At 67.8% G+C, this 11,680-nt stretch carries 9 protein-coding genes; 5 read left to right on the forward strand and 4 right to left on the reverse strand.

Annotated features, from left to right (window positions below):
- On the reverse strand, window positions 1–3,279 hold a 3,279-nt coding region (locus D7W81_RS34865), incomplete at its 3' end, for a CHAT domain-containing protein (RefSeq protein ID WP_158621753.1).
- Window positions 3,280–3,652: 373 nt separating this feature from the next.
- On the opposite strand from D7W81_RS34865, the gene D7W81_RS34870 reads away from it, so the two are divergent.
- Window positions 3,653–5,200: a glycoside hydrolase family 99-like domain-containing protein gene (locus D7W81_RS34870; RefSeq protein ID WP_120559703.1), complete on the forward strand. Its 1,548-nt coding sequence runs from the start codon at window positions 3,653–3,655 to the stop codon at window positions 5,198–5,200.
- A 76-nt stretch (window positions 5,201–5,276) separates the two neighbouring features.
- On the opposite strand, the gene D7W81_RS34875 is transcribed toward D7W81_RS34870, so the two are convergent.
- Window positions 5,277–5,789: a hypothetical protein gene (locus tag D7W81_RS34875; protein WP_120559704.1), complete on the reverse strand. Its 513-nt coding sequence runs from the start codon at window positions 5,787–5,789 to the stop codon at window positions 5,277–5,279.
- Between the two features lie 201 nt (window positions 5,790–5,990).
- On the opposite strand from D7W81_RS34875, the gene D7W81_RS34880 reads away from it, so the two are divergent.
- From D7W81_RS34880 to D7W81_RS34890, 3 genes are all read left to right on the forward strand, one after another.
- Window positions 5,991–6,425, forward strand: coding sequence for a tellurite resistance TerB family protein (locus D7W81_RS34880; protein ID WP_120559705.1), 435 nt, complete (start codon window positions 5,991–5,993; stop codon window positions 6,423–6,425).
- A 14-nt stretch (window positions 6,426–6,439) separates the two neighbouring features.
- On the forward strand, window positions 6,440–7,696 hold the full coding sequence (locus D7W81_RS34885) for a M48 family metallopeptidase (protein WP_120559706.1): 1,257 nt from the start codon (window positions 6,440–6,442) through the stop codon (window positions 7,694–7,696).
- 150 nt (window positions 7,697–7,846) lie between these two features.
- Window positions 7,847–8,386, forward strand: coding sequence for a DUF4833 domain-containing protein (locus D7W81_RS34890; protein ID WP_120559707.1), 540 nt, complete (start codon window positions 7,847–7,849; stop codon window positions 8,384–8,386).
- A 173-nt stretch (window positions 8,387–8,559) separates the two neighbouring features.
- Here the strand turns inward: D7W81_RS34890 and D7W81_RS34895 are convergent, their stop codons facing one another.
- Complete coding sequence (locus D7W81_RS34895) at window positions 8,560–9,681, reverse strand: acyl-CoA dehydrogenase family protein (RefSeq protein ID WP_244227650.1); 1,122 nt, start codon at window positions 9,679–9,681, stop codon at window positions 8,560–8,562.
- A 17-nt stretch (window positions 9,682–9,698) separates the two neighbouring features.
- Window positions 9,699–10,625 (reverse strand): MBL fold metallo-hydrolase, encoded by a 927-nt coding sequence (locus tag D7W81_RS34900; RefSeq protein ID WP_158621754.1) that lies wholly within the window; start codon window positions 10,623–10,625, stop codon window positions 9,699–9,701.
- A 159-nt stretch (window positions 10,626–10,784) separates the two neighbouring features.
- On the opposite strand from D7W81_RS34900, the gene D7W81_RS34905 reads away from it, so the two are divergent.
- Window positions 10,785–11,507, forward strand: a complete 723-nt coding sequence (locus D7W81_RS34905) for a hypothetical protein (RefSeq protein ID WP_120559710.1) — start codon at window positions 10,785–10,787, stop codon at window positions 11,505–11,507.
- Window positions 11,508–11,680 lie beyond the last annotated feature (173 nt).

Raw genomic sequence — 11,680 nt, forward strand, 5'->3', positions numbered from 1 at the left:
GGGCGGGGCGCGCGCGCCCGCGAAGAGGAGGCCGGAGCGCAGCAGGGGATCCAGGGGCCGCGCAAGGAGCGCGTCCTCGCCCAGCGCACCGAAGTGGGCGACAGCGCGGGAGCCCGTGGACTCGGGTGCGTCATCCAGGAAGAAGCCATGGGTGGCCAGGTGGAGGATGCCGGGAGTCGGCAGTCGCAGCAGCCGCTCCCGGGTGGCCTCTGGGCCCAGGAAGAGCTGGGCCTGGGGAAGCAGGCGCTGGATGGCCTCGGCCTCCTGGCGGGTGCCTGGCAGTGGGGCGGAGGCCCATCCGCGTTGCGCCAGGCTCTCGCGCAGAAGGGACACGGAGCGTCCGTCGGCCATGGCGCGCAGGGCCACCCCGGAGCCGCTCCCCTTGGAAGGGGGGCCTTCCGGCGGCAGGACACCGCTGAAGTCCGGATCCGCGAGAACCACCACGGAGTCAGGGGCGGCGCTCGCCTGGGGGTGTGTCAGCAGACTTCTTCCGGAGGAGACGTAGGTGAAGTCGAACGCGTCCACCAGCAGGTCGTGGCCATCGTGCAAGGCGGCGAACGGCACGAGCGAGAGCTGGCCATCCGGTGACAGGAAGAGGCGGCGGGTGTTCCCAATCAGCGGAAGCAGGGGATGGAACGCGAGCTGGTAGAGCGCCTGGGCTGGGGCCTGGAAGGCTGCGTCGCGGTTGGCGAGCGCGTCTCGCAGGCGAGCCGCGGCGGAGTCGATGGGCTCGGCGGGCCCCAGGTCATGAAAGTGGACGGTGGCGTCGGGAAGGAGCACCAGCGCCAGGTAGCGCGGTGGGCTGGGACGGTGAGCCGCGGGCGCGCCGGGCTCGCTCACGAGCGGGCGGTCCAGATAGGTGATGAACTCGACGAGGGCCGCATCCTTGGGCAGCGCCGAGGCAACACGGTCCACGATTTCCTCTGGAGACGGCAGGGCCGCCAACGAGCGCAGCGGTGCGGAGCGCCTGGCGAGGTCGGCTTCGAGGGCCGCGCTCTGCTCGGAGAGGGCCTCCAGGCGCCGCTGGTAGGCTGGCAGTGGGACCGGGTCGGGGCTGTGGAGTGACAGCTGTGACAACTGGGTGCGCAGCCCCCTCAGCCGCTCGAAGGTGTCGCGGTCCTTCTCGCTCAGGCTTTGGTGGATGGTGCGGGAAATGGCCGCGCTCTCCTCGACGGAGCGGCCCTTGAGCAGAAGCGCGGCGGCGAGGGCCAGACGCCGGACCCGGGCATTGCCGGGATGGGCGCGCAACAGCGCATAGAGCCGTTCCTCATCGGCGCGCAGGAACTGGAGAAAGCGGGCCAGGCGCGCCTCGGTGAAGCCGAGCGCTTCCTGCCGCAGGCGCTGCTCGGAGATGGCGAAGGCACGGGTGAACAGCGGCAGGGCCTTGGTGAGACGCTGCCGTGCCAGATGGGACACGGCAAGCTTGTTGAGCGTCGCGGCGACGTCGGGATGGTTCTTGCCGAGACTGGCTTCCAGAATGGACAGCGCGCGCGTGTGGAGCGGCCTGGCCTGGTCGTACAACCCCTGGGCCGCGTAGAGGCCGGCGAGGTGGTTGAGTGACCTGGCGACGTCGGGATGGTTCTTGCCCAGGGCGGCTTCCTGGAGGGCCAGCGCCCGCGTGTGGAGCGGCTCCGCGCGGCGATACGCCCCCTGGGCCCCATGGAGGTTGGCGAGTTCGTGGAGCGGCTCGGCGACGAGTTGACTGCCCTTGCCATGGACCGCTTCCAGAATGGACAGCGCGCGCACGTAGCGTGTCTCCGCCTGACCGTAAAACCCCTGGGCCACATCGAGGCTGGCGAGCTCGCTGAGCGCCAATGCAACGAGGGCATGGCCCTCGCCGTAAACCCCTTCGTTGATGGCCAGCGCGCGCTCGTAGAGCCGTCTCGCCTGGCCGTACAACCCCTGGGCCACGTAGAGGCTGGCGAGGTGGATGAGCGGATTGACAAGAATGGAGTGATTCCTGCCGGGCGACGCCTCGTGAATGCCGAGCGCACGCGTGTAGAGCGGCTCGGCCTGGCCGTACAACCCCTGGGCGACGTAGAGGTTGGCGAGGTCGTCGAGGAACAGCGCGACGCGGATATGGCCCTCGCCGTAAACCCCTTCGGTGATGGCCAGTGCGCGCTCGTAGCGCGGCCTGGCCCGGCCATACAGTCCCAGGTCCTGTTCCATGTGCGCGAGTTCCTGGAGCCTCTGGGCGACAATGGGATGGTTCCCGCCGAAGGACGCTTCGACAATGGCAAGCGCCCGTTCGTAGAGCAGCGCGGCCCGGCCGTAGGAGCCCTGCATGTGATGGAGCCTGGCCCGGATGGCGAGCGATTGGGCGACGAGGGGATGGCTCTTGCCGAGGACTGCCTGTCGAATCGCCAGCGCACGCTCCGAGAGCGGCACGGCACGAGCGTACAACTGCAGTTCCGCGTAGAGCCTGGCGAGGTTCTCAAGCGAGCCGGCGACATCAGGAGGGTTGTTGCCGAGGGCCGCCTCCCGAATCGCCAGCGTACGCTCGAAGAGCGGGTGGGCCTGTGCGGAGAACCCTTGATGCCTGGCAAGAGCGGCAAGCCCAAGGAGCGGCTCGGCGACAAGGGGATGGTTCTTGCCGAGGGCCGCTTCCCGAATGGCCAGGGCACGCGAATAGAGTGGCTCCGCCCGGTCGAACAACCCCTGTTGACCATGGAGGCCGGCGAGGTCGCACAGCGTTTGAGCAACATCCGGATGACTCCTGCCAAGGGCCCCCTCCCGAATGGCCAGCGCGCGCTCGTAGAGCGGCTCCGCATGAGAACGCAAATCCTCGGCTGAGTAGAGGTTGGCGAGCTCGTTGAGCGAATCAGCGACGAGAGGATGCTGCTTGCCAAAGGCCGCCTCCCGGATGGCCAGCGCACGCATATAAAGCGGCTCCGCACGTGTGACCAGCCGCTGTGCCGCGTACAGTCTGGCCAGGGTGTTGAGGGTTTGAGCGACATCCGGATGGTCCTGGCCGAGGGCTGCTTCCCGGATCGTCAGCGCGCGCTGCAGCAGCGGCTCGGCTCGCACAACGTTCCCTTGAAGCAGGTGATGCGCACCGAGCCAGTCCAGACACCGGGCGACCTCCGGGTGTGTGTCCCCCAGCACGGCCTCCCGCAGCGCCAACGCATGCTCACCCCTCGCAAGGGCGTCAGCGTACCGGCCCGCCTCCCAGGACGTATTCGCCGCGTCGAAGGCCGTCCGCGCCTCCCGCAGCCGCGCGTCCGGCGGGGCTTCCCCATTCGCTGTTCCAGCCGCAAAGCAGACCATCGCCAGCAGCATCCACCCGCGAACCTGCCGCATCCTGGCTCCGGGTCCTCGCCCCGCTTCGAGGTCCCTGGCCAGACCCGGCTCTGGCGGGCAGGTGCTTCGCGCAAGGCTTCCGACCAAATCACCCATATGCTGCTAGAGTCGGCGAGGCGGTGAGTCATGCGGGAGCTTGTTTAGCGCCTTTCCCCGTGTGCATGCGGTGGTTTTCCCTGCATCGATTTCCACCTCGGACACTCTGTTCATATCAAGGGGCCCTGGCGGGCCTCATGAAAGGGTGGCGTGAGGCTTGCTTCCGAATCGATTGTCGTACTTGTTTTACAGTGTTTGCTTTGTAGCATTGCTGGGTGGATCGCCTGGCGCCTGGGCTGCCTCGGGCGAGGGCAAGGTGACCGACCCGGTCCCGCTTCTGGAGCTGCGCACGGCCCAGTCGGGGTGGTTCTGGACGGCGTCGCAGGCGGAGGCCGCCTCCGCGGTGGGCCAATACGGCTTCACCCAGCTGAGCACCAAGCTGGGATTCATGCGGCGTCAGGCGTTCCCCGGGAGCCATCCGCTCTTCCGGCTCCGTTCGACGGCGAAGTCGACGTACCTGTTGACTGCATCCGAGGCGGAGCGACAGAGTCTCCTGTCGTCCGGGGCCTTCGTCGAGGGCGGCATCCTCGGATATGTGGCGGCGTCCCAGCAGCCAGGGACGGAGGTGCTGTACCGGATGGCGAACAACTCCGAATGGCGCGTGGTTCCGGCCTCCCAGCAGGCCGCCTTCACGGCCATGGGCTATCGCACCGACGGCCCCCTGGGCTACGTCTGGCCTGTCTACCACCGGACCGGAGCCATCTACTTCGGCGTCTTCGACGCAGCGGGTAACCCGGGACAGATCGCGAACACCGCGGTCGTCTACGGCCGTACCAATGACTGGTGGGGCGGACTGCGGGACTTCGCGGGCGCTGGCGTGCAGCGCAACGCCTGGTACTGGGGGAACGAGGACTTCACGGACCGCCAGCCAGCCATTGGCTACTACGACGACTCGCAGCCGGAGACCCTGCGCAAGCACATCGCGCAAGCCTCGGGCGCGGGCCTGCGCTTCTTCGGCTTCTACTGGTATTGGAACCCCGCGAATGGGGGAGCGGAGACCCTGGTCCAGGGGTTGAAGTCGTTCCTGCAGGCAAGCAATCGCGCCAACATGGACTTCAGCGTGATGCCGTGCATCCACCGCTGGACCGACAGCGACAATTCGCTGGCCCTGCCCACCGGGCAGATCACCAAGGCCGCCAACCTCATCGTCGACAACTACCTCACCCAGCCGAACTACCTGCGGGCCAACGATGGCAGGCCCATCATCAATGTGTGTGATGCACGGGGCATCGGGAATGGGACTTCGACGCAGATCGACATCGCGGCCACCAGGCAGTTCACCGAGGCGCTCCGGGCTCGCGCCCGGGCGGTGCTGGGAGAGGAGATCCTGATCACCTTCCTGGATGTGCCCCCGGCGAACGCTGGCTTCGAGGGCACCCAGTGCCTTGGGCAGTACGACACCAGCCGCTCGTACCAGACCTATGTCAACAACCAGCGCACGTTCTTCCAGAACCGTCCGGGCGTCCTGGTGCGTTGCGCGACGTCGGACTTCGACGAGCGGCCGCGGATCGCCATCGAGATTCCTGACCCGGGACCGGACCTGACGGCGCAGCGGCAAGCCTTCCGCTGGTACGACGACGCGACGGTGACACGGTTCAAGCAACTGCTGGCCAACGTCCGCACCGACATCGCACAGTCGTCCCGTCCGTCCACGGTGGACAACTTCGTGTTGCTCTATGCCTGGAACGAGTGGCACGAAGGCGGCTACGTCGAGCCGAACATGCGCGATGGCTGCGCCTACCTGAACGCGGTCCGCGAGCAGTTGTCGCTGACGACGGGAACGGGCTGCGTGGCGAATCCGTAGGCGTCACCCCGCCGTCAACAGGGTGGCCAGGATCGACGTCCCTGGCCATCACGTTGACGGCGTGCGGACGGAGACGTCAGACCGAGATCTCCTTGCCGCCACCCCCCACCCCGGGAGGAGGAGGCGGCGGACCCTTGTCCCACGCGTCCTTCCAGAAGAGACCCATCGCGCCCTGGCAGGTGAGGAAGAAGAGCGCGGGGGTGATGATCTGCTTGGGCAGATACCTCACGAGCCCCTTGCCGATGACCCAGCTCACGGCCGAACCGCCGAGGAGCTGTCCCGCCTGCTGCTTCCCCCAGTCGATGGTGTTGGACTGGGCCTCCGGCGGCAGCGCGTTCCAGAGCGTCGAGATGAGGGCCGGATCGACGTTCGCCCCCGCGGCGTAGCGGAGGCCCGCCTTCGCCGCCCGGGCCGTGAGCAGGTTGTGGTACTGGATCACCTGCTGTTGCGGCGCGCCCTGCAGGCCCAACTGTCCGAGCGTGCGGAGCCCGCCGACGAACAGCTGCGGGGGCTTGCTCACGGCGCCGTAATAGATGCCCCAGAAAAAGGGGTACTGCGTTCGCTTGTCGTCTTTCTTGTCGTCGGGCATCGGCGCCGCTCCGTGAGTGCAAGCTGACTTCGGCTTGGGGACTCGCATCCCACGGAGAAGACGGTCGAGCCGCGCGGATGTGACCCCAGGGTGCAATGCCATCCTGTCGAGGACCATGGACCTTCTGTGTGGGTTGCGATTAGCCTCTTCCCCGTTCGCTTCAAACCCGAAGCGGATTCCATACCAACGGGGGGAAAAACCATGGGTCTTCTGAGCATGTTCCGCAGCGAAGCACCGGCCAAGAAGGCGTCGGATGACGTGCTGCTGCTCCACACGATGCTCCTGATGGCCGGCGCCGACGGGTACCTCGACCAGGGCGAGGTGGAAGCCGTCGAGGCCTACTTCACCCAACTGCCGGAGTTCAAAGGCAAACAGTTCCAGGACGTCTACGCCGAGGCCAGGAAGCTGGTGGCCCGCTACTCCAACCTGCGTGAGTCCGTGAAGTCCCTCTCCGGCTTCTCCAGCGAGAAGGTGCGCAAGAAGGCGTTCGTGCTTGCCGCGGACCTGGCCATGGCCTCGGGAGACGTGAGCGAGTCGGAGGACGAGCTGCTCACCGCCATGCAGCGCATCCTGGAGATTGACGACGGCACCGTGCAGAAGGTGCTCGACGTGCTCTCCATGAAGTACGCCCGCTAGGCCGGAGGTACGCCATGGCGAACGTGAATCCGAGCTCCTTCCAGTCCACGCTCGACCGGAAGCTGCGCACCGAATTGCTGGCCGACAAGGACGTCAAATGGGCGCTGCAACGCGTGGAGAAGGTGACCACGGGGCTCGGCTTCACCGCGCGGCGACGGCTGCTCGCCAACTCGCTGCGGCTGACGCGCTCCATGGCTCCGGCGGTCGCCGAGGCTCTGGCCGAATGCAAGGAGATGCTCGGCTACGACAAGCCCGTCGAGGTCTTCGTCAGGCCGGATCCGATGATCAACGCCTCGGCGGTCTACAACCCGCCGGGGCATCCCCTCATCGTCCTCTCCTCGCGGCTCATCGAGGTATTCACCGAGGCGGAGCTGCGCTTCGTCATGGGGCACGAGCTGGGCCACCTGACGTTCGAGCACTTCGCCATTCCCATGCCCGTCACCGCCATCGCCGAGGACGCGGCGGGTGTCATTGTCCCACGCCACACCGCCCTCAAGCTGTACCTCTGGTGCCGGGCGGCCGAGGTCAGCGCGGACCGGGCCGGCCTGCTGTGTGGCAAGGACCCTGACGCCGCCGCCAGCGGCTTCTTCAAGCTGGCCAGCGGGCTTGCCTCCGGCTTCGTGAAGCCCGACCTGGAGGCCTATTCGCGCCAGGTGGACTCGCTCGTCTCCGCGCCCTCGGCCCGCGCGAAGCCGCGTGAGGACGACGACACGCTGGACTGCTTCAGCACCCACCCCTTCAGTCCCCTCCGCGTGCGCGCCGTCGTCGCCTTCTCGAAGTCGAAGACCTACCGCGCGCTGGTGGGCCGCTCCGGCGGGGGGGAGGGCCTCTCGGACGAAGAAGTGGACTCCATCATCGAGCGGGACTTCCGGGAGATGGACGCGTCCTACCTCGAGGAGCAGTCCCCCCACGCCGAGCTGCTGCGGCGGGCCCTCTTCCTGGGCGGGCTGCTGGTGGCCCACGCGCACGAGGGCGTTTCCGAGCGGGAACTGCAGGCGCTCTCCGCGCTCCTCGGCTCCGAGCACGTCGGCGTCCTGCCCTCCGTCGACGCCGCCCGGCGCGAGCTGACGGACGTGTCCGCCCGGGTGCGCGAGAAAGCGCCCACCTCCGAGCGGGCCCGGCTGCTGCAACACCTCACCCTGGTGGCGGCCGCGGATGGCAACGTGGCGGAAGAGGAGTTCATGGAGCTGCAGGGCCTGGCCGCGGCCCTGTCCGTTCCCGTGTCGCTCATCGATGAGACGCTGCGCGGAGCCGCCCACCCGCTGGATTGAGGCGCTGACGTTGGCCTGGCCGCTACCAGGGGGGCGTTTTCTGTGCGAAATGCGCAGGGCGGGTGACAGTTCCAGGGGCCCGGGGTGTTCATCATCCCGATACGGCCCCGCGGGCGACCGCCGTCACTCCGCCATGATAGGGGGACCCCCATGTTTCCTGAATCCGGGCTCAGCCACCTCGCTGCCATCGCGCTGACGACCGTTGGGACCCTTGCCTCCGCGGCCGGGGCGTCCCTCCCATCGCAGTCCGCCTTCTTCTTGTCCCGGAGCGAGAACCGGAACCAGGTCCACTACGCCCTTCGCTTGGACGAGGCCTGCCGCCCCGTGGGGACGCAGCCCGTGCAGGTGTACTGGCGGATGTTGGAGCGCGGGCCCTCGGAGGTGGAGGAGCTGCTGGGGGTCGAGCAGCCCGTGTACGGGCTGGAGGACCCGCAGACGGTCGAAGCCACCACGGAGGGGGGCTGGCGGGTGCGGGTGCGCCTGCGGGCCTTTCCCTCGCGCCCCATCGACATCACCACCGCGCGGGTCGACGGCAAATGCCAGGTCCAGGCGTGGACGAAGCTGGGCAACAGCGTCTCCCGGCTGGAGCACGTCTTCGTGAAGACATCCTGGCCCTTCTCGGTCGACTTCGTGCGGCTGGATGGTGTGGGCTCGGACGGGCAGCCAGTCCATGATCTGATTCGCCAGTAAGGAGTGACACGCCTCCCCTCTGCGGGCTGAACAATCGCTGCAGCAAGCTCGCGGGGACGCCATGTTCGCCCGTTGGCGGGTCGCGGAGTTGCTGTCTGCCGGGCCACCCCAATCCCAATTGCTTCTGTACGCCCCTGGGCGTCTGGGCCTGCAGCGCGCTGTGACCTGGCAGCTCACGCCTGGGGCGGCGGCTGAAGCCCCAGCAGGGCCTTGCCGAGGAAGTCGCGGATCACCGCTGGAGACCAGGCCATCAGCGGGCCGCTCATGGCATCGCGCAGGTAGCGCTCGATGGGGTGGCTCCGCATGTAGCCCGAGCCTCCGGCGAGCTCCATGGCCGCGGTGGTGATGGCCACGGCGGCCTCGTTGGCCACGACCTTGGCCTGCATCTGCAGCACGGGGAAGTCCGGCTCGCGCTGGTCCGTGGCGATGGCCGCGCGCATGGCCAGCGCCCGCGCCGCCTCCAGCCGGAGGCTCATCTCCGCCACCGAGAACTGCACCCACTGCATCTCCGCGATCGCCCGGTTCTCCGGCGGCAGCTTGCGCTCCCTGGCGTAGGAGATGGCGAAGGCCAGCGCCGCCTCGGCGATGCCAATGGAGATCCACGGCAGCCCCAGGGCGATGGGGTTGGGCTGGGAGGGATCCAGCCGCAGCCGCCGGGACTCCGGCAGCAGCGTGTCCTGGAAGTGCAGGAGCTGGCTGCGCGTGGCCCGCATCCCCAGGGTGTCCCAGACATCCTCCACCCGGATGGAGTCGTCCTTGTCGATAAGGAAGAAGGCGGGCTGGCCATCACACACGGCATTGGTGAGCAGGTAGCTGGCCCGCTCGCTGCCCGACACGAAGCGCTTGGCCCCGGACAGGCGCCAGCCGCCTTCGGCGCGGCGGGCCTCCTGGTGAGGCATGAGGAACATGTTGCCGCTGGTGGGCTCCGACAGGGCGTTGCCGAACCAGGCTCCCTGGCGGAACCTGTCGTTGAACGAGGCCACCAGCGCGGGCTCCGGCAGGGCCAGGAAGGCGAGCCCCGAGCCCTGGTGCATCAGCCAGAGCGTCCCGAAGGAGGCGCTGCCCCGGCTCAGGATGCTGACGATGCGCCCGAAGGTCAGCCAGGAGGCACCCTCCAGCAGCGCGGTATTCAGCGGGGACCTGGCCATGGCCTCGAAGCCCTCGTCAGGCAGGGAGGTCTCCCGGTCATGCCGCGCGGCCTGCTCGGCCAGCAACCGCTGGATGCGCTCCGCTTCGGCCAGACAGTCTGCATCGCTCATCGTTCGTTGGAGCTGTGGCATGGAGGCGTCAGACATTAGCCCAGGCCCCTGGGTCAGAGCAGCCCGTCCAGGATGAGCCCACGGCGCTGGTAGTCCTGCATCTGCGCGCCGTCGTGGGCCACCACCGGGTGCAGCTCGGGCGCGGTGCGCAGCAGGTCGTGCAGCCACCGCAGCTGGTGCGCCATCGCCTGGGCATCCTCGCCGCCCAGCCAGTTGGTGAGCCGCGGGTGCATCCTCGGGAGCCGGATGTTGTCCTGGTGCCAGGCCACGTCGCCGACGAGCAGGAACTCGCGCCCGTCGGCGAGCCGCACGTACACCAGCTGGGTGCCGGGCGTGTGGCCCGGAGCCTTGATGAGGACCACGCCGGGGCGCAGCAGGTGCAGGCGCTCGTACTGGAGCGGCGTGAGCCGGGCGCGCAGCTCCGTGGTGAAGCCGGCTTCCTCCGCGTGCGGGCTTCGCAGTTGTTCGTCCGTGAGGTGGACCCTGCTCGCCACCTCGTCCAGGTATGCCGAGTGCGCGATGCCCGCGCAGTGGTCGAAGTGCTCGTGGGTGACGACCGTCGCGTCCGCGCGGCGCAGCGCCTCCTGGACCCGGGTGTAGGCCGCGGCGTCGAACTCCGAGCCGGGGAACTGGCCCAGCTGCGTCTTCTCGTCGCTCACGACGTCCACCAGCACCGTGCGGCCGTCGGCATAGACGGCCTGGTACGCATAGAAGTCGAAGGCGACCTCTCCGAAGCCGTTGCCGGCCACCACGAGCGCGTGCGGCACTCCGGAGGCCCGGCCCACGTGCTGGCTGCGCAAGCCGGTGGGGAGCGGCGCGCCGGTGGAGACGGCCAGGGCCCGGATGGCGCCCAGGTCGGCATCGAAGCGAGAGGTGTCCGGCACGCTCACGTCGCTCAGTCCCACGGCCACGACGACGGCCAACACCAGCAACAGGGCCGCGACAGCCAGGCCCACGCGACGCCACAGGGTTCGCTTCATGGCCGGCATCTTGCCGATTCCCGCCGCCGCCTTGCGCGGAATTCTCGCGGTGCGCGGTGCGAGCGGTCCTGGAGCACCTGGAGTGACCACGAGCGCCATGCGTTCCGTGCATGCCAATTCCGCCTCTGCGAGAGTGGCGGCGTCCAGCGGAGGACGACCATGTTCATTTCCAATCCAGAGCGGTTCATCAGCCAGAAGATCATCCTGATGGGCGGAAGCATCAGTACGAATGACCTCGTCGCTCGGAAGGAGGACCTCGTCAGCTACGAAGGCCAGTTGCTGAGCTTCGGAGCGACGGAAGGACGCCACCGGGTCTTCTTGAAGTGCTGGTACCAGGAGCCTGAAGCGTCGTCGGACTCGGGCTCGGACTCGGATGAGGAGTTCGACTTGGAATGGGAAAAGGACAAGGCCGAACTCCAGGCGCTGCGCGGCTACACCGTGGCACCCCGGACGTTTGGTTGGACGAACCGGAATTCAGTGACGATCGTCTCCCCGCCTCCCGACATCTTTCTCTCCGCGCATGACTTCCACCTGGGAGGAAATGAAGGAGGACAAGGCAAGCGGGCGTACCTGTTGCCCTGGCACGAGGATGGGGTCTGTTGGATGCAATTGGGGGACGATGCCGACTTCTTCTTCACCGACGCGATGACGGGATGCACGTTCGGAGTGGGCGGAGATCCGCGCAGGCCCGTTGTCCTTCACAGCAATGTCAGCGCAAGCGACAAGCGTGCGGCACAAACGTCGGAGCATCTCAAGTACGTCATCCAGAAGCTCCCGGTAGGTGAGTGGCGGTTCTGGAGCCAGCGATACATGCTCTACACGGGCTTTGGCTCTGAGCAACGGACCTTCGCCGATATCGTCGTCGAGCAGATCGAGTACTGAAGCGCGGAACCTTCGGAGTCCAGTCGGCGCCAGGGGATTGACCTCCACGGGGGGCAGGCTGTGCCTCCGTGGCACAGGCGTACTTCCGGAGTGTGTTCGCCTGCCCTCGGTGTGGAGGCCCCGCGCACAGCCTGGGTGGCACCCGCCCTCGCCCCCTGTCTCTTATACACCTC

It is taken from the genome of Corallococcus aberystwythensis, from assembly GCF_003612165.1.
Classification (GTDB): Bacteria; Myxococcota; Myxococcia; order Myxococcales; family Myxococcaceae; genus Corallococcus; species Corallococcus aberystwythensis.